The sequence below is a fragment of the Longimicrobium sp. genome (assembly GCF_036399255.1).
In the GTDB taxonomy this organism is placed as follows: domain Bacteria; phylum Gemmatimonadota; class Gemmatimonadetes; order Longimicrobiales; family Longimicrobiaceae; genus Longimicrobium.
Genome location: NZ_DASWNM010000164.1, coordinates 96,218 through 114,708, shown reverse-complemented (window position 1 = coordinate 114,708; position 18,491 = coordinate 96,218). Strand labels below are relative to the sequence as shown.

Annotated in this window: 14 protein-coding genes; 5 read left to right on the top strand and 9 right to left on the bottom strand. The window is 64.9% G+C overall.

The window, feature by feature from the left end:
• Nucleotides 1-147: 147 nt before the first annotated feature.
• From VGC13_RS31400 to VGC13_RS31375, 6 genes are all read right to left on the bottom strand, one after another.
• The gene (locus VGC13_RS31400) at nt 148-561 is read right to left on the bottom strand and encodes an EamA family transporter (protein WP_331129305.1); all 414 of its coding nucleotides are present in this window, start codon (nt 559-561) and stop codon (nt 148-150) included.
• A 463-nt stretch (nt 562-1,024) separates the two neighbouring features.
• Nucleotides 1,025-1,855: a sigma-70 family RNA polymerase sigma factor gene (locus tag VGC13_RS31395; protein WP_331129304.1), complete on the bottom strand. Its 831-nt coding sequence runs from the start codon at nt 1,853-1,855 to the stop codon at nt 1,025-1,027.
• Entirely contained in the window at nt 1,852-3,186 is a 1,335-nt protein-coding gene (locus VGC13_RS31390) for a site-specific integrase (RefSeq protein ID WP_331129303.1), read from the bottom strand. Before VGC13_RS31390 ends, VGC13_RS31395 begins: the two co-directional genes overlap by 4 nt.
• Nucleotides 3,187-3,330: 144 nt before the next feature.
• On the bottom strand, nt 3,331-3,711 hold the full coding sequence (locus VGC13_RS31385; protein WP_331129302.1) for a hypothetical protein: 381 nt from the start codon (nt 3,709-3,711) through the stop codon (nt 3,331-3,333).
• A 189-nt stretch (nt 3,712-3,900) separates the two neighbouring features.
• On the bottom strand, nt 3,901-4,809 hold the full coding sequence (locus tag VGC13_RS31380; protein WP_331129301.1) for a hypothetical protein: 909 nt from the start codon (nt 4,807-4,809) through the stop codon (nt 3,901-3,903).
• An 18-nt stretch (nt 4,810-4,827) separates the two neighbouring features.
• The gene (locus VGC13_RS31375; protein WP_331129300.1) at nt 4,828-5,688 is read right to left on the bottom strand and encodes a hypothetical protein; all 861 of its coding nucleotides are present in this window, start codon (nt 5,686-5,688) and stop codon (nt 4,828-4,830) included.
• A 467-nt stretch (nt 5,689-6,155) separates the two neighbouring features.
• Here VGC13_RS31375 and VGC13_RS31370 point away from each other — a divergent pair, with 467 nt between their 5' ends.
• Entirely contained in the window at nt 6,156-6,464 is a 309-nt protein-coding gene (locus tag VGC13_RS31370; RefSeq protein ID WP_331129299.1) for a hypothetical protein, read from the top strand.
• Nucleotides 6,457-8,748: a hypothetical protein gene (locus VGC13_RS31365; protein WP_331129298.1), complete on the top strand. Its 2,292-nt coding sequence runs from the start codon at nt 6,457-6,459 to the stop codon at nt 8,746-8,748. The genes VGC13_RS31370 and VGC13_RS31365 overlap by 8 nt, the downstream gene beginning before the upstream one ends.
• A 529-nt stretch (nt 8,749-9,277) precedes the next feature.
• On the opposite strand, the gene VGC13_RS31360 is transcribed toward VGC13_RS31365, so the two are convergent.
• Nucleotides 9,278-10,903: a S8 family serine peptidase gene (locus tag VGC13_RS31360; RefSeq protein WP_331129297.1), complete on the bottom strand. Its 1,626-nt coding sequence runs from the start codon at nt 10,901-10,903 to the stop codon at nt 9,278-9,280.
• Nucleotides 10,904-11,270: 367 nt separating this feature from the next.
• Here VGC13_RS31360 and VGC13_RS31355 point away from each other — a divergent pair, with 367 nt between their 5' ends.
• Nucleotides 11,271-12,443: a hypothetical protein gene (locus VGC13_RS31355; protein WP_331129296.1), complete on the top strand. Its 1,173-nt coding sequence runs from the start codon at nt 11,271-11,273 to the stop codon at nt 12,441-12,443.
• Nucleotides 12,444-12,555: 112 nt separating this feature from the next.
• Here VGC13_RS31355 and istB read toward each other — a convergent pair whose 3' ends face one another.
• Nucleotides 12,556-13,389 (bottom strand): IS21-like element helper ATPase IstB, encoded by an 834-nt coding sequence (gene istB / locus VGC13_RS31350; protein ID WP_331129295.1) that lies wholly within the window; start codon nt 13,387-13,389, stop codon nt 12,556-12,558.
• Nucleotides 13,386-14,414, bottom strand: coding sequence for an IS21 family transposase (gene istA / locus VGC13_RS31345; RefSeq protein WP_331129294.1), 1,029 nt, complete (start codon nt 14,412-14,414; stop codon nt 13,386-13,388). Before istA ends, istB begins: the two co-directional genes overlap by 4 nt.
• A 597-nt stretch (nt 14,415-15,011) precedes the next feature.
• On the opposite strand from istA, the gene VGC13_RS31340 reads away from it, so the two are divergent.
• A complete protein-coding gene (locus tag VGC13_RS31340) occupies nt 15,012-16,376 on the top strand; it encodes a hypothetical protein (protein ID WP_331129293.1) in 1,365 nt (454 codons plus the stop codon).
• Nucleotides 16,377-16,448: 72 nt separating this feature from the next.
• The gene (locus VGC13_RS31335) at nt 16,449-18,158 is read left to right on the top strand and encodes a phospholipase D-like domain-containing protein (RefSeq protein ID WP_331129292.1); all 1,710 of its coding nucleotides are present in this window, start codon (nt 16,449-16,451) and stop codon (nt 18,156-18,158) included.
• Nucleotides 18,159-18,491: the final 333 nt, after the last annotated feature.

Below are 18,491 nucleotides of genomic sequence, written 5' to 3'. Positions count from 1 at the left end.
CCTGCGAATGCGCCACAAAACGCATTCCGAACCAGCCTGTTCTCAAGAAATCCCGAGGCGGAAAAGGAGGCCCGGCGCAATCGCTTGTCCGGTACAATCCACAGATCAGGCACTACGAAGGTTCAAGAGCAGCTTGTCAGGCCGCATTCAGATGCTGAGCAGGACAAGGCCGCAGACGGACAGAGCGATGCCCGCCAGCTTGATAGGGGTGAGTTCAGATTGGAAGATGAGCATCGCGGCGAATACGATGATCACCGTTTCGAAAGCGCGGATTCCCGTGACGTAGCCGGGATTGGGTGCTGAGCGGATGGCGCTGACGACACAGTAGTTCGCTACGACAGCGATCAAGGCGATGGCGACGAACAGGGGCACAGATTCAGGTCGGGGCAGCAGCCGAGTCTTGCGGACGGCTAAGAGGACGAGGAATCCCACTGTGGAAAACAGGAAGAAGTAAAAATTGATTACTTCCGTCTTTGGCTCCAACTGGGTAAGCCGCTTGAAAATGAGCTGCATGGCGGCAAAGCCCAGCATAGCCACAAACGAATAGGCGACCCAGTTCACACGCTCTTTCTTGTTCGCTGCTGGAGGAGGTTGGGCCACGTGGCCTTATCTCGCGCAATGAAGCTCGCAGACTATCACGGCAGTGACCCAGTGGCAAGCGACTGACTCCGTTTGTGAAATCGCAGGGGAGAGCCTTCGCATCGGGACGAGATCTACGCTAAGTGCAAGAAGGTACGGGCTAAACCGCTACCCCTGCCGAAGATTGGAGTCACGACCGATGCAGAATGCCAATGCAATCATCAGTGCCCGCAGCATCGCCGCACTGGGCGACGGCGCTTCGCTGAACCACCATCGATTCCGTTCTGAGCGAGGTATGGGCCAGTCGCGCGATAGTCCCCTCTACGACGAACTGAACGCGAGCGAGTTGACTGTTGCAGTAGAGGCAGACTCCCCGTTGATAGCTGTGGCGACTGCCTCTATTGCAATATGCACCCGCGCCCTGTTCAACACGTGCCGGATAAGCTCACCGATAGGCATCTAGCCGAGCCTGCTGGGCAGGATCCTTCAGCCGGTTCAGCCCCTGCACAAGCAGTTGCTGGACGCGTTGGTGGGAGATGCCGAGAGCCTCAGCGATCTCCGCCTGCGTCATCGCGGCGCACCCACCGAGCCCGTAGTACCGCCGCAGCACTAGCGCTTCCCGCTCACGCAGGGTCCCGAGCACCGCATCGATCCGCTCCGCGCGCTCGCGCAGGTATGTCTCCTCATCCGGCAACGGCTGGCTGGGGTGCGGCAGGCGCTCCAGCAGCAGGTCGTCGCCGGTGCCGGTCCTACGCGCGCCGGTCAGGTTCAGGGCGTGCGCGGCCTCTACGACCTCCACTCCGGCGGCACCGGCGAGCTCCGTCAGCGTCGGCTCACGGGCGTAGAGCTGCGCCAAGCGCGCGGCCTGCTTGCGGATGCGTCGGAGCTTCTCCTCGTTCGCGCCTTTCGGGCGCACGGTCACCGCGCGATCCAGCGCCCGGTGGATACTCTGGCGCACCCACCAAGAGGCGTACGAGACGAACCTCGCCCCGTTCTCCGGATCGAACTTGGTCGCCGCGTGGACCATCCCGACGTTGCCTTCGTTGATCAGGTCGGAGAGCGGAAGCCCGAGGTGCTGGTACTTCTTCGCGATCATCACGACGAAGCGCAGGTTGCAGGTCACCAGCGCCTCGGCTGCGGCGGCGTCTCCCGCGCGGGCGCGACGGCCGAGTGCCCGTTCCTGTGTCGCGGTGAGGGGTGGGTAATCGCCAATCTCCCGGAGGTACAGGTCGAGGGACGTCGGGCTCTCCGGGTCGTAAGCTCGCCGCATGCTCATGCGGCCGTGCCGAGGCGTGCGGCGCCGACCACATCCGGGCAGGGGATCTGGATCACCTCCCGATGGGAGGCCGGCATGAACGGAGGCCGCGTCTCCACGTAGGCGTCGGTCGCCCCGCCGCGGGCGCGGCTGTGCCCGGCATAGGCCTTCAGCACCCCGTCCGGCAGGTGGGGCGCGGCCCAGGAGAGATGCGTCGCCCGGAATCCGTGGGTTGCTTTCCGGTGCCGCTTGAGTGCGGCCTGGGCTTCGACTTTCCCCAAGCGGGCGCCGTACGTCTTCCGGCTGGGCCGCTTGAGCGGCTGCCCCCGGCGTACGTGCAGCACGTAGGCATTCGGCTCGGGGTATCCGCCATGCAGGGCGCGCAGCCGATCCAGCCAGGGCCGCAGGCTCCGCTGCATCGGGATCCAGCGCGGTGCGCCCGCGCTCTTGGTCCCCGGGATGAAGATTGCTTCCTCCTCGAAGAGGACGTGCTTCCAGCGCAGCAGCATGAGCTCGTCGATCCGCGCGGCCGTGCAGACCAGCAGGGCGATCGTCTCCGCCGTGTTCGGGAGCCAAGGGAGGAGGCGGAAAGCGGTTCTGTCGTATTGAACGGCCCGCGCCAGCAGCGAGGTGATCTCGGCCAGCGTGTACGACTTGCTCGTCGTCATCCCGGCGATCTCTCCGGCTTCGGCGGCTTCGCGCCGGCGCCGGCTGACGCCGCGCTCGGCCATGCTGAGCGTGCCGAAGGGCCAGGCCGTGTCGGGGTACGTGTGATTCCAGAGCGCCTGGAGGGTGGAGCGCACGTTCTCCTTGGTGCGGCGCATCGCCGGCATCTCCTGCAGGATCCCGTGCTCCCACTTTTTGACCTGCAGACCCTCCAGGAACTGGCGAAGCCGCTTGCGCGTGAGCGCGGCCAGCGGCACGTCGCCGAAGGCCGGCTTCAGGTGCACGCGGACGACGCTGCGCCGCACGCTGACGGTGTTGTGGTCGGCCCCGAGGAGCTTCGTCAGGTCTTCGAGGTACGTGTCGCAGGCCTCGGCGACGGTGAGGCCGGAGTCGGGTCCGTCCTCGTTGATCTGGAGCTTCCGTTCGATCCAGGCGGCGTAGTGGTCGCGGAGCCACTGCTCGGCCACGGCCTGGTCCAGGGTCGTCGCGCCTTTCGCCGGCCAGCCCTCGTCACTGGGATTCCGCAGCGTCAGGAACCCGGACCTGGCCGGGCGCGCGCCGGACCAGTCGCGCCCGCGCAGGTCCAGCACGAACACCGCACCGTGTGCGCTCGGTCGCGTCTTCAGCCGCGTGAGCAGCCGCTCCGCGAACGGGGTGGTGTCGCTTTTTTTCTTCTTTTGAGCCATGGGCGCGCGCACTCGTGGGGCCGTGACGGCCGTTCTCGTCCGGGGCGTTGCCCCTTCCCGTAAGGGCGGACGAAAACGCGGCACCGGCGGCGCGCCGGGTGGGCGGCCTGGGGGGAGCGCAATCCGGGGGTGGACAGGCACGGCTCACTCTCCCGGCGTTTCCGGCAGGACGTGCCCCGCGGCCGCGAGAAAGGCGAGCATCGCGTCCGGAGAGGCCATGCGGGCACCGTGGTCGCGGCCGTCCGGCTTCGGATGCCAATCCAGGCGGCCGTCGTCCGCGGCACGTAGAAGTTCCCGGTGGGAGACTCCGGGGAGCATGGCTGCCCACTCCTTGAGCTTGATTCCGGGCTCGCCGTGCTCGCTTCTCACCCATTCGACGATCTGCAGCGGGCCCCATGCATTCCGGACGACTGTGTCTTCCACCGGCTCTTCGGCGACCGGTGTGTGGACGGTGATGTGAACGAACTCCAGGCGTGTGCCTGGTGGAGCGCCTCGTACCAGTTGCTCCAGTTCTGCGATGTGCATCGTTTCCTTTCGAGTGTTCAGTTGTGGATCGTTCGCGTTCGGGAAGGAGAACCAAACCGTCGGTCCCGGGGGTGAAATCCGCTTACCGCAGGAAGGCGGCGTTCCCGCCTTTGGTCGAGCCTGCGTGGACGCGAAACGGCCCATCCACCTGGGGGTGGACGGGCCGCTTTCATTCCCGTACCGACTGGCTCAGCCGAGGTTGATCATGTCCGCCGGGAGCAGCCGGAGTCGTGACAGGTGCTCGAGCGCTTCCTCGATCGCGTCGTCATGGAACTCGCGAAACCCGAACTTGCTGTCCTGCCACGCGCTTTCCTCGAGGATTCCGATCTTCACTGAGGCCAGGTCGATGACACCGCCGCGTTCCGCGAGCCGCTTTCCGACCAGGTGGATTGTTTGCCAAGCCCCGAGCGTCCATCCGCTGAACCGTCCAATCAAGGTAAGGAACTCTTGGGCGAGGCCGGCGTCGGGCAGGTAGTCCCGGGCCTTCTCGGTGGCTTCAGCGGTCTTCGGTCCGGGCAAGAACAAGTCGGGCCGATCCCCTACCTTTGGATCGATTTCAATCCAGCCGGAGCGGATGCCTCTCTTCTCGGCATCGTCTTCGGCGTGTTTCAGGTCAGCATCGAACAGACCGTAAGTGGTCACCTCGAAGGATGTGAACACACCGGGGCCGACGGCCTCCTCGAGAAGGTAGAGCGATTTGTAGAGTTTGACCCGGTCCACCCATGGGTCCCGCTCGTACAGATGGTGGACCGTGAACGCCATGAGCAGGGCGCGGGCATAGTTCCGGGTGCTGCCTTCCGGAAGCGGCTCGCGCCGCGGGACGGCCGTGATACGGCGGCCAAGCTTCATCTCGGTGACGCGGAGCTTCGCTTCTCGACCCGCATCCGCGATCGCCCGCGCCGCCGCGGTTTCGTACGCCTCTTGCTCGCCCGGTGCCCAGTCGGGCACAGGGTCTTCCTCGATTCCGGCGAGCACAAAGTCCTGGATTTCGGACGCATATTCCGGAAATTCCCGCAGCCAGCGGCGCGAATCGAGAAACCCGCTCTCTTCGAGCTCTCGCTGCATCCGGCTCCGTACCTCTTCGAACGTCTCAGCCATGGTACTGATTCCTTTCGGCTATTCTCCTTCCGACCTTGTCCTGTACCCGATTTTTCTCAATTCCTCAAGTAATAGTGGATCGCGTCGAAGGAGCTCCCGCGCGTTTCTCCGGTAGTTGGGGATCGAACGCGGGTCGCAGTCAAGCTCCCTGGCCGCGTCCTTGTTGGGGATCAACCGGCCGACGTCGTCCACGGAGTACGCGAGGCGCCACGCAGGGTGTGGAAGCCGGGAGATGGCTCGTTTCAAAGCGGCTGCCGCTTCCCTAATGATCGTTGCCTCGTCTGCGGCTTCGAGCAGGTCGTGCGGTGTGTCGCGGGCTACCAGCACGGTTGGGTGTACCCGCTCGATGTCCACCCCCTCTCCTGGCGTTCCGCTGCGCGCGATCTCGCGCTTCGTAAGTTTGACGACGTTCCAGAGCCGGTCCCTGAACCTCATGCCGAACCGCTCCTGCCAGAGGAGTTCGCCGGCTTTTGTTGACTCCACGGCTGCAAAAATCATCGTGGACGCAACGTGGAAGAAATCTTCGAAATCTTTTCCCGTTCTCGGCAGCCCCGCTCGGCGGACGGCCTTCCGGACTATGGCACTGACGAGGACCCCCGCGCGCGGTCGTCTCGCGCCCCGTGCGGCGAGACCCATCAACGCCGAGCTGCAGGCCTCGTACAGTCCCTCGTCGTAGCAGAGATCATCCCGCAGTTGCTGCCGCAAGACGTAGACGAGTAGCTCCGCGCGCAGACGTCCACGGTGCCTGTACACGCAGTTCCGGTTCTCCGGACGGGTGAGATCACCGATCAGGGCTGTTTCCTTCTCGACGCGCCGCTTCGCTCTTGCTGTACGCTCAGCGTTTTGGGGCCGTGGCTTCCGTTTTCTCTTGTCGCTCATCAACTCCCCACGTTTGACGCCAATGGATGCGCGACAACCTGAGGCCTGCACCCGGTGCGGGGCAAGTTTTCACCCCTTCGTTTCTCCGGTTGGTTCTCCGCGGTGATCGGAAGCGCATGGTGTGCTGCCGGCAACCAGACACGGAGACGACACAGTGGGACGAGCAGAAGGATACGAAAAAGCGGCGCCGCGGCAGTGCGGCACGAGCAGGTTGTTCGAAAAGCGGCAGGGGTGCCGCGCTTTCGTCCGCCAAGAGGGGAGAACTGAGCATCGGTGCTCTGCCGCACCGGGAATGAACCCCTACTCCTTGGCGGCGACGTGCGGCGCCGGCGAGCCTGCGGAACAGTACATCTCACACGATGCCGTACGAATCTCGGCTACCGGACGGGAGCCCAGCCATACCCCTGTTGCAAGCCTTGGCGGCCGCGTGGCGCGAAGAGGGGGCTGGGCTACGCCGGCGGTATGGCATGAGCCAGCTGGCGAGCCTTTGCGAGGCGCACGCCGCGGAGCTGGAGGAAGCGCTGGCCCGGTCAGACGGGCGGCTGCTGACGCTACGGGAGGCGTCGGCCGAAAGCGGCTACAGCGTGGCGCACCTGAGGGTGCTGCTGGCTTCGGGTGCGCTCACGCAGGCGGGCCGGCGTGGCGCGCCGCGGGTGCTGTCGTCCGAACTGACGCGGAAGCGGGAGGCACGGGTAACCTTCGATCCGGCGGTAGCGGCACGACAGGCGGTGCGCGCGTCGAGCGCCGCTGCGCACGAGGAGGCCAGCGATGCCTGAGGCGACAGGAGGCGCTACCGAGTGCGCAGAGTGTGTTGCCGTGGTGGAGGCATTCGGGTTCGCAGTCAGCGTGGTGCGGTGGCCGGGCGAGAGGCGCCTCCACCTGGAGGCGGTCATGAAGGGGGCGATGGGCCCCGTGTTCCAGGCCGACGCCGGAACAACCGATGTGCCCGCGGCGGAGGCGAACGCAAGGGGTTTCGCTGCCGGGCTGGCGGTGGAGCTCGCTCCAGCCGAGGAACTCGGGCCGTCGCTCGTCCGGCCCACGTACCAGCAGCTTCAGAACGAGGTCCGTCGCCGCGGGAAGGACGTGAACGGGCTCCTCAGCAGGCTGCGGCTATTCATGCGTACGTTCGGCCTGGAGGAGCAGGGGCAGGTCGGACCGGAGCTCGGGGTTGAGCTTCCGAAGTACCAGGAGGAGTTCCGCGCGGAACTCATGCGGCAGGGGAAGTCGGCGGCGACGATCGGCCCATACCTGTCAAAGGTGAACAGGCTCGCCGAGATCGCCGGGTCCATCACCGTCTTCGAAGGGGATGGGCTGACGTTCGGCGAGACCATACGGCTAGCGGCGGAACGGCGAGGCCTTTCGGTGTCCGAGTTGGCGCGGCGGGCCGGCATGTTCGGGGCTACCCTCCAAGGCTGGGTAACGGGAAAGTGCATGCCAGACCGGCGGGGCCGCGGCGTTTTGCCGGTCATTGAGAGAGAGCTGGGGCTTCCGCAGGGCACCCTTACGGACCTCGCCTGCGCCCTTCGCCCGATGGCTCCGCTCCGCCAGCGCGAAGGGGCGGCGGCGTTCGCTGCGGCACTGCGGGAAGCGCTGCGAGCGGAGAGGATGAGCGCATCGCAGCTGGCCCGGGATCTTGGGTTACCGAAGCCCACGGTGCACCACTGGGTCGATGGCAGAGCCGTTCCGGGTAAGGAGAACATGGCCGCGAAGCTTCCGCTGGCGGAGGAGCTCCTGCGCCTGCCACCGGGCGCGCTGGTGCATCTCGTGCCGCGTACCAGCCGACGCGCCGAGCCCTACTCCTGGCGGATGACGGAGGAGCAGAACCGGGAGTGGGAGCGGCTCAAGGCACACAAGACCAATCGGACTCCGGCCAACCGGAGTACCCGGGCAGGATCGTTCTGGAAGGTGTACGAGGATGGGGAGTGCCCCTCCGCGGAGCGCGTGCATGGCGATATCCGGTATTTCTTTGGATTCCTTGCGTTGCCGGCGGATGCGGCCGACCCGTGCAGGCGCGGCCGCGGCAGGGACGGTACGACACTTTCGCTGCTCGACCTGGCCAACCCGGAGCTCATTGAGGCCTATGTCTTTTTCCGGGCCCGGAGGACTGGCTACAACTCGGGGATCCTTTCTTTCCTCTGGTGGCTCCGCGCGCTGCTGTACGAGAGGAACGGCTACTTCTGGCAAGGCTGGGGCGTTGAGTGGAGAGCGTTCCCGCCCGAGTTCCTCCTCCTCGGTGACGGGGTGGAGCCCGACGGAACACTCGAGCAGTGGCGCTCTCACTGTGTCCGGATGAGGGAGTGGATCGACGAGAAGCTGGAAGATCTGCAGGACTCAATAATCCAGACGCGCGACTACAGGCATATCCAGGCCATCCTCGATCTGGATCGTCCCGTTGATGCGCTCAAGCTCCTGCTCGAGCGCATGGAGGCGGACTACCGGGCCAGGCTGGTGTACTTGTCGCCGGGGTCCCGCGCGTTGCTCACCCGGGATCTCCTGTTCGTCTCCATGCTTGTGCGCAATCCGCTCCGGAGGAAGCACTGGCTGCGCATGACGTGGCGGCCGGACAACACTGGGCAGCTGCGTAGACGCAAGGATGGGAACTACGAGATCTTCCTCCCCAGGGTGCAGTTCAAGGCATTGGCCGGCTTCCGCGATGAGGACTATCTCGCGCGGGTGGACCCGGCGCTGACACCGCTCATCGAGGAGTATCTTCTCTGCTGCCGACCCCTGCTGCAGGACGCTGACAAATGCGACCTCGTCTTCAGACCGGGGACGGTTGGGCGGCGGCAACGGGTGATCGGCCCGGTGGAGAACAGCACGTGGCTATGCCGGATCGTCGCGCGCCACATCCCGGAGTATGCGCCGCGGGGCTTCTCGCCCCACGCGGTGCGACACATCATCGCGACTCACTTTGTGCGTAACTACGAGGATGGGATCGACCGCGCGGCTGACGCTCTTCACAACACCCGCTGGATGATCCTCAAGACGTATGGGCGTCTGCGAGGGCGGGACCTGACGGACAGAGCCCAGCGCATCATATGGACGGAGTTCGACCGGTAGCCGGCCCAGGGCAGGAGATCCTGGCGCGGAGCCCTCACCCCAGTGCGGTGGGGGCTCTTTGTTCATTTATGCCGCCGCGGTAGGGGGCGCGGAAGGATCTCGAAAAACCAGAGATTTTGGCCTTGATTAGCACTTCTGACAACGCGTGCTGTTAAACTACCTCTCCACAAATACTTACAGAACAGCCGTGCATGGGGGATCAGCTAACGGAACTCCTCCTCGAACATCGCTGTATGTTGCCAATTGCTAGTGAAAAATCATTAATTTGCTCGATGTGCCTGATAAGCCCAGCCCCTGCCTCACCCGTCCGTCCATCCTCATCTTCCCACAGTTGTCTCCCAGCCGTGTCTCGCCTCGCTCCTTCCCACCGCCGAGGCACGCGAATCTTCTGGCTCCCCCGTCACATCCGTCGGCGAAGCCGCGGCAGAGTTTCCTCCAATCGACACGCGAGCCCGCACCGGACGCCGGTGCGGGCTCGTCTTGCATGTGCGTGCCCTGCCTTCTCACCACGAAGGCACTCACGCAGGCATCACCACTTCGTGAATACGTACCCGGTCACCCCCTCGCTCACCCAACCCGAACTGATCGCGCTCTGCCGCTCGGTGTAGCTGATCGTGTAGAAGTGGTCACCGTTGGACCGGTTGTAGAGGCGATAGAGCGGTACGGTCCCGGCGACCTGCCACTTCGCGATCCGGCCGAGCATCGCTTCCTTCACCATTCCCTCGCACGTCGAGTGCGTGGACAGAAAGTGGTCGCCGGTGGCGGGGACCAGGCACCGGTACAGGTCCGCGTACTCCGTCCCGGTCCGAGGCGTCAGGTAGAAGTAGTTGCGCCCCTCCAGGACGTAGCCGAGCGAAAGCGCCTCGCGCGGATCGGGGCCATACATGTGGTCGCCGCTGCTCGCCCGGAAGAGCCGGTGGACCGCGATCCCGAGCGGCGTCCGAACCAGCGTGTTGAGCGAGGTGCCCAGGTTCGTGAGGCGCCCCACCGTCGAGTTCTTGAGCAGGACGTCGCGCACGATGCCCGGCGTAGCGCTCGGGTCCCGCTCCAGGTAGAGGGCCACCGTCCCGGTAACGTGGGGAGCGGCCATGGACGTACCGCTTTTCAGCACGCCCATCCCCCCGCTCAGCCCCGCGGACGCGATCCCCACCCCGGGGGCGAAGATATCGATGCAGCTCCCCTGGTTCGAGAAGTCCGCGCGGGCGTCGCCGGCCGTGGTGGCGCCGACGGTGATCGCGTCGGGCACCCGCGCCGGGGTGCGCTCGCAGGCGTCCGCGCCGTCGTTGTTGCCGGCGGCCACCACGTAGCTTACGCCCGCACGAATGGAGTTCTGCACCGCCTCGCCGACCGCGTCTCCGATCCACCACTGGTACGTGAACGAGAGCGACATGTTGACCACGGCCGGGCGCCTGTAGTTCAGCGTCACCCACTCCACCGCCTTCACCACCCCGGAGCGGGTCAAGTCGTCCTTGCAGCTGGAGACACGGACGGCCACCAGGTTGGCGGCCTTGGCCACACCGTAGACGCGGCCGCCAATCGTGCCGGCCACGTGCGTGCCATGCCCGTGGCAGTCCTGGCCGGTCCCCCCGTTCACGTCCATTCCGACCCGCGCCCGGCCGCCGAACTCCGCGTGGGCGGTCTCGATGCCGCTGTCGATCACGTAGACGTTCACGCCGCGGCCCGTGCTCTGGTAGCCGTACGTGCCGTTGAGGGGGCGGTCAAGCTGGTCCACCCGGTCCAGTCCCCAGGTCGCGCCGTACTGCGTGGCGAGATCGAAGGCGGCGATGCCGTCGGGCTCGATGTACTTTACGCGCGGGTTGCGCCGCAGCGCCTCCACGGCCTTCGGTGGGAGCGTGACGGCGAAGCCCTTGAGGACGTGCTCGTACGTGTAGTGAACAGCGGCGCCCGGCTCCGTCGTGACGCGCCGGGCGAAACCCGGAACGTCCTTCTCGTCGTCCTTCAGCACGACGATGTAACGGTCGGGGATGACCCGCCCTGCCTGCGGGGAAGGCGACGCCTGTGCGGCGGGCTCCGCCACCGGCATGGCGTCCGGCAGGGCCGGCTGGTCGGCGCAGGCCGCAGTGGACAGACCTGCGGCGGCGATGGCGAAGACCCTCTGAATCCAGAGGATCCGCTTCGATCGTTGGGTGTTCATGTCGATAGAGAGTTGCGAGGTTCCGAAGTGGGGCCGGCACGCAGGATTGCGCCCGCTCCCCAGGGAGTTCGGGTGACTTCCACACCATCCTCACATCCTCCCCTGCTGGAATGGCTTACGGCAGCAGGCGCTGACCGTACGCGGGCATTCACCCCAGCCCGCGTCCAGAAACACTTGATAGAAGAGCGGCTCACCTCCCGTGAAGCAGTGCAGTCAGGATAGCGCCTTGTCGGGCGGGCGCTGGTGGTCTGATCATGGCCCGCACGGATTCCCGTCCGCGCGGGCACAGCGCGTGCACTTATGATGTTACAATCATTGGAGTTAGAAAATGGGTGTTTTACCCATTGCGTTATCGGCGGAGGGACCGATGGATAGGCGACGGAGCGGGAAAGAGCTGGACAACATCAATGCGCTCAAGCAACTGCTCGCTTCACCGGGGATGTACAACCCGGATGGCGAGTGGCAGGATCTAGTCATCGATCGATTGCGCGCTTTCCTGCGAGCCGATTACGGGCTGTTCATCCTTGGCGACGGCGGCCCGCCGAGATTCTCCTCCGCCGGGATCCGTCCGGACGAGATCGAAAACCGCTCTGCGTTCCTCGAGAACAACGAGGGCAATCGACGGATGCAGAAACTCGGGCATACCGTCTGGACCAAGGATGCGATCGTAGCCGGAGAGTGGTCGCGGTACTTGGATTCACGCGAGTACCTCGAGCTCTTCCAGCCCAACCGGTTCATCGACGGGGCCGGGTGCAACTCCATAACTCCGCACGGTGACTTTGCAGTCCTGGCACTCTTCTCCGAACGGGAAGGAAGTCTCTCTCGTTCAGAACCGCTGCTGGAGGTTCTGAGCGATCTGGCGCCGGATTGGAAAGCGGGGCTGACAGCACTCAAGTTGTTCCGTGCCAGCGTCGATCTACTCCTGGCCGCGAGCGATGCGGAACGGCGTTCGGCGTTTCTGTTCGAGCCGAACGGAACTCTCGTGGCTCTTTCCGAGAATGCCGAAGACCTGATTGCGGACATTGAAGGAAGAACGCTGTTGGAGGAGGCACGCCAGCTCGCGCGCGATCTGGGCCGCAGTCCCGGTGAGTACCGCCCCTCCAAGGCCGCTCGTTGTCCGGAGCTCTCGGTTTGTCCCGAAAGATGGAAGCGGACTCCACACGGTCTCTATCGCCTGGTCGGGACGTTCATGGAAGTTCCCGGTACCTGGCGCCGCCGGATCCTTGTCTCGATCGATCCATGGACGCGAATTCCGCTCTCAGGTGAGGAGCTCCGCAGTCTCTGGGGGCTCAGTGCACCAGCGATCGAAACCGCTGAGCTTTTTGCCCGCGGAATGTCCGACGGTGAAATCGCTACCGTACGTGGCGTGTTGCAGAATAGCGTGACCAGAAGCCTGGAGAAGCTCCGGGACAAGCTCGGGGCGCCAAGCAAGCGTGAGATGCTCAAGATCCTGAGGGGCGAATACCGCGACCGATTGGAGGACCGCACCTCGTATCGTCGGCATAGCGTCCCGAGGCGACGGAACCGCAGGACACGCTGACGTTTCGCACCGCAGATGACCGCGGTGTCAACGCCGGGTGAAAGTCTGACACTTCTGGCGGTCGAAAATCTGACAGCCGGAGGCGGGTGACGAGCCCGTTGTACGTCGCAGTTCAGAGAGATTGATCTTCCGTTCTCACCCCGAGTGAGTCGGGGCGAAGGCCCCGAGGCCCTTCGGGCTCAGCGGAACGCGCGAACCCTGCATGGTGGCGCATTCGGTAGCTGTTGCCGCGGACGTTTACGATGTGGCAGTGGTGCAGGAGGCGGTCGATGAGCGCCGCCGCCATCACCTCGTCACCAAAGATCTCGCCCCACTCCTCGAAGCTCTTGTTGCTGGTCAGCACCGTCGAAGCGCGTTCGTACCGGCGGCTCATCAGCTGGAAGAAGAGCATGGCGCCCGTGCGGCTGATCGGCAGGTACCCGATCTCGTCGACGACCAGCAGCGACGGGTAGGTCAGTGTCTTCAGCCGCGGAACGAGCTTGCCCGCGGCCTGTGCATCTTCCAGCGAACGGATCAGCTCGCCCAGGCTCCCGTAGTAGACCCTGCGGCCGCTCTCGGCGGCGGCGATGGCCAGGCTGATGGCCAGGTGGCTCTTGCCCACGCCCGGTGGCCCCAGGAAGACCACGTTCTCCTTTCGCTCTACGAAACCGAGCTCGTGCAGGCTCTCGATCTGCTCGCGCTTCAGGCTGGGCTGGAATGCGAAGTCGAAGTCGGCGAGGGTCTTCACCGCGGGCAGTCGGCTGCTGCGCATGGCGGCCTCCAGCCGCCGCGCGTTGCGCAGCGCGATCTGCGCGCCGAGTACGCGCTCAATCGCCTCGGCCGCGGTCACGGCGCCTGCGTCGATCCCGCTAAGGATCTCGTCCAGCGACTCCAAGGCGCCGGGCATCTTCAGGTCCGCCAGCTGGGCCCGGATGCGGTCGCGGCGCGAAAGTGGTGCGCCCCTCATGCAGCACCTGCCGCCAGTGCCGCGTACGACGCCAACGAGCGGCGCTCCACCTGGACCTCAGCCTTCGAGGACGCCTCCGGCTGCGGAGCCTGCGCGGGCGCTGCCTTCTTCGGCAGGAGGATGAGCGAGCGGTACGGCCGCTCCGCCAGCGCCTGCAGCACGTGCCGCTCGTCGCGCTCGAAGCGCTCCCGGGGCCGCTCGCGCGTGGTTGCATGCACGCGCACGTTGGCCGTGCGCTCCTGCCAGCGCTCCCGCTCCGCGTCCAGGTGCTCGTCGCCCAGGAAATCCCTCGCGTAGACGAAGTTGTCGCGGATGTAGTAGATCGGCCGCTCCACCTTGCCCTTCGTCTGCGCCCGGTACGGCCGACAGGCGCGCGCCTTGAAGCCCCAGTGAGAGGCGAAGCGCAGGAACTCCTCGTTGATCACCAGCTGCCCGCCCAGCAGCCGCAGATCCTTCGTGATCACCGCCTTCATCTGGTCGAAGAGCAGCTCCCGCGGCACACCGCCGAAGAACGCGAACGCCTCCTCCAGCCCCTGGAACAGCGTGCGCATGTCCTGCCGCTTGAAGAACCGCAGCCACAGCAGCCGCGAGAACCCGAGCACCACCACCAGCGCGTAGCGCTTCCCCCACGGGAACTTGAACTCCCCGAAGTCCACCTGCGCCTGATGCCCCGCCGGCGTCTCGAACCGCACCACCGGCTCCGGCGTCTCGCGGGGGCGTACCGTCCGCACGAACTCCTTCACCTGGGTGTAGCCGCCCGTGTACCCGGCGGCCCGCACCTCCTCCAGCAGGCGTACCGCCGACAGCCGCGGGTACGCCTCCAGTCTCGCCAGGATCATCGCCCGGTATGGCCCCAGCTTCGTCTGTACCGCGGGACGCGGCGTGTAGCGCACCGGCTCCGCATCCAGATCACGATCCAGCTGGCCCGTACGGATCAGCCGGTGGATCGTGTCCCGGCTGACGTCCAGCCGGCGGGAGATCTCGCTCTTGCTGAGCCCCTCTTCCAGGTAGTGTCTGAGCAGCATCCGCTTCTCTCGTCCGATCACGGGCGTTTCCGCTTGAGGTGGAGACACCAAAGTGCATGGAGTGGCCTGCTCCCGCTTCGTCCGGGAGCCGACCCGAGTGCGATCTGCCGACTGTCAGATTTTCACCCGCCGGAAGTGTCAGATTTACATCCGCCGCTAACACGCGGTACGAGCCGGACGCGCCTTTCGCCGAGCCATGGATGCGGGGGCGCGGCAGGCACCCGCATGGCTGATGTCCCAGTAGCCTGATCCGCGTCGGACGAGGAAGTCCCTTGGATCGGTATGAAGCAAAGGGCCCGCCCCGCGTGGGGACGGGCCTTTTTTCGGAAGCTCCGAGTGGGGGTGAGTCGGCCGGGAGCACCCGTAAAACGCTACGTAGCGCGTTGCCAAAGGCCAGGTGTGGGTGTGAAGCTTGGAAGCGCAACCGGAGACGAGCGGCCAAATACGCCAACATCACTGGGCGTTTCGGGCTCAGCGCCGAAAATTCTGTCATTTCCGCGCGGCGTCTCTTAAACTGGAGATGCACACCCAAGGCCGGGTTCCTGCCTCCTTCTTCCCGGCTCTTCAATTCAAGGCTTTCAGCGCAGAGCAACGTTCATGGCAGACATCTATGAAACCATCTGGGGCCATCCTGGCTCGCACGTGACCGTCACGCGCCGCCGAGACGACGGTGAATGGGAAAACCCAGACGCGGACGTGCGGCTCGACGAACAGGGAAAGTTCCGGGGATGTGATGATCCGCAGGCAGAACGACCGCTGTTCGCCCATGTGAACGAGGCACTCTTCGACGAGCCGAGCTTCCGGACGTTCATCGCCCTGCTCGACAACTACACCGCGCGCGAGGGGGAGCCGGAGCGCCCCTTGGACGACCTCGAACATGCGCGCGAGGTCGACACCTTTCTGGATGCGGTCATTGCCACCGGGCCCATGCAGGTGGCCGCGGACTACCTCCGCACGGAGGTGGAGCCGGGGCTCAGCGACGAGGAGCTTCGCCGGCGCATGCGGCAGATGTGGTTCGAGCCGTACACGAACTACTATAGCGGCGCGGATAAGTACTGCGTGGGATTCGAGCACGTCTTCGTCGGCGAAGATTCGAAAGGGCCCGCCGCGGGTGGAAAGTGCCAGGATGCGGTGGGTGGCTACCATTCGTGGGTGAAGTACTACCGCGATCAGCAGGCAGGCCATGCAGCCTACCTCGGGCACGACTACGAGGGGAATCTCTCCGGCGCGGGCGTGGCTGATCCGCACGAAGCGTCCGTGGTGATGACGTGGACGCCGCCGGCAGGAAACGGTGACGAGGAGTACGTGCTGCTCAAGAAGCCCGGTGGCTTCTTCGTGGGCACCCGCCCGGAGTGCGAGATCGCCTTGGGGACGGTGGCGTTGCTGGAAGTGCTGGCCGGCCGCTTCGAGTCGCAGGGAGCGGCCGACGATCACCGGCGGGTCAAATTTGGCGAATCGTACATCGATCTCGTCATGCACCCGGAGACCCGGGAGGATCGCACCAACGGCCCGCGCATCCGCACGTTCTATCCCAAGTTCCGGGGAAGCAAGCCGACTCCGGGAGGAGGCGGCGGTGGAGGAGGTGGAGGAGGTGGAGGAGGTGGTGGTGGTGTTGTTTCCCTTCCAACCCACCCGCACAACGACGCGCCGATCCGGATCGTACGGGCTTTACCGAACCCCGCGGGGGGAGAGGACCGGGGCGAATGGGTAGAGCTGCGGAACATGACTGCCCAGCCGTTGGACCTTTCTGCATGGAGGCTGACGGACCAGCAGGGTAGGCCTCAGCCGCTGGAGGGGTCGTTGGCCGCCGGCGAAACCAAACAGTGCGAGATCACCAGAGCGGATCCGAACGGGATGCAGCTTCGAAATGCAGGGGGCTGGATCCTGCTCTTCGAGCGCGACCAGCGTCGAGCCGCAGTCCAGTACGAGCGCGCCTCTGAAGGAGAGATCTGCGAGTTCTGATGGGATTGGCGCAGGTACCCCTTTGATTCTCGTGCATCGCTGTCGTCCGCCATCTTTCCAGGAGATCCACACATGCGCCGTCGTCAGGAATCTGGAGGACTCACTGTCAATGCCATCGCGGGAACGCACGTAGTTTTCTTCGGGATGGATCTGGCCGAGGGCGAGCGAAGCGGTTTCCGGGGTTTCGGGATCCGGCGGACAGACCATGAGGAGGGGGAGATCTACTGGATGCGGGGGATGAAGACGTTCGAGGAAACCGAGCCGCACCCGGCGGCCGGCGAGACGTTTTCCACCCGTTACCAGCCGCTGCAGTCGTTTCAGTGGGCTGACTACAGCGTCAAGCCGGGGCGCGACTACACGTACACCGTCGTTGCCCTTCACGGGAATCCCAAGGACCTGCAGGTGCGCGTGGAACTCGACGTTTCCGTGACCACCGAGGTGGAGACCGGGCCCGTGCACTCCGCGTTCTTCAATCGTGGTTCGGTCGCCACGCAGGAGTACGCCCGCCGCTTCCAGAACGAGCCTCCCGGCAAAGCCGGACAGGGTGCATACGATTGGCTTTCCCGCGGCTTGCTTGAGGCCTTGCTCGCATTCCTGGGGCGAGCGCGTAAGGGCTGGGAAATCCATGGCGCCGTGTACGAATTGCAGTGGCCAGCGGTCCTGGACGCGCTGAAAGCGGCACAGGACCGCGGGGCGGTAGTGCATATGCTCTACGACGACATCGAAGACTACGAGGACGGAAAGCCGACCGGCCCGTGGCACAAGAACCGGGCGGCGGTTGCGGCTGCCGGGCTCGCCGCGGTCTGCAAGGGCCGGGCAAACGGCAAGCTCATGCACAACAAGTTCTTTGTGCTTAGTAAAAACGAGAAGCCGGTTGCGGTGTGGACGGGATCTACGAACTTGACCGAAAACGGGATCTTTGGCCACTCAAACGTGGGCCAGATCGTCGAAGACAAGCAGATCGCTGGAGGTTACCTGAAGTATTGGCACCGTCTGGAAGGCGATCCGCCAGTCGGCGAGGAGTACAGGACGAGCAACGTGTCCGCCAGTCCGACACCGCCGGTGCCATGGGAGGCGACGACGACTGCGGTGTTCTCGCCACGCGGCACCGGACTCGATGCGCTGAGGTGGTACGCGGACATTGCAGGGCAAGCCCAGGACGCACTGTTCATGACCTTCGCCTTCGGAATGCACAAGTTTTTCAAAGAAGTCTACCGCGAGGACGACGATGTGCTGCGCATGGCGCTCATGGAGAAGGAGGGGAATAACTACCGGACTCTCGAGCAGGACAAGATAGACATCCAGGAGATCCGGAACCGGCCCAATGTGGTCGTGGCGCTCGGAAATCGAATCGTCACCAACAGCTTCGATCGGTGGCTCAAGGAGATGTCGAGGATCAACCCCCACGTACATGTCTACTGGGTCCATACCAAGTACATGCTCGTGGACCCATTGAGCGATTCGCCTATCGTAGTGGCAGGGAGCGCAAACTTCAGCAAGGCGAGCAGTGATAGCAACGACGAGAACATGCTGGTGATCCGCGGCGACAAGCGCATCGCAGATATCTTCTTTGGCGAATACATGCGGCTCTACACACACTATGCATTTCGTGAATCGGTCAAGCGGTATATGGAGAGAAAGAAGGCAGGACTCGTAACGGAGGAGTGGAAGCCCCAGTTCCTTGTAAACCACGATTCCTGGATGGACCCGTACTTCGATCCGGACGACACGACCGCCCGGAATGCGCGGCGCGCGTATTTTGCGGGGCCGATGGCGACGTAGCTGGCGATCCGGCGGGAGCGCAGCGCCTCGTGGGTCAGACGTGGTGCGCCTGTTCCACGAAGTGCAGGCGCACCACGTTGGAACGACCGCATGCCGCGCATCTACCGCTCGCTGATCAGGCGGTCCTGAAATGGCGTCGGCGAGAGGGGCGGGTACGCCCGGGCGCTGGCTCCTGAGGGGGTTCCGGGCTCATCGTTCCCCACCCGGGGGGAGACTCATCAGGTAAACGCGGTCGACCAAGCCCAGCTAGGCTGACGCGCGGCTGGGACGGGTGGAAAGCACCTGCGGATGGGATCGAGTCCCCCGCTGGAAGCTGCCGACCAGCTGCGGCGC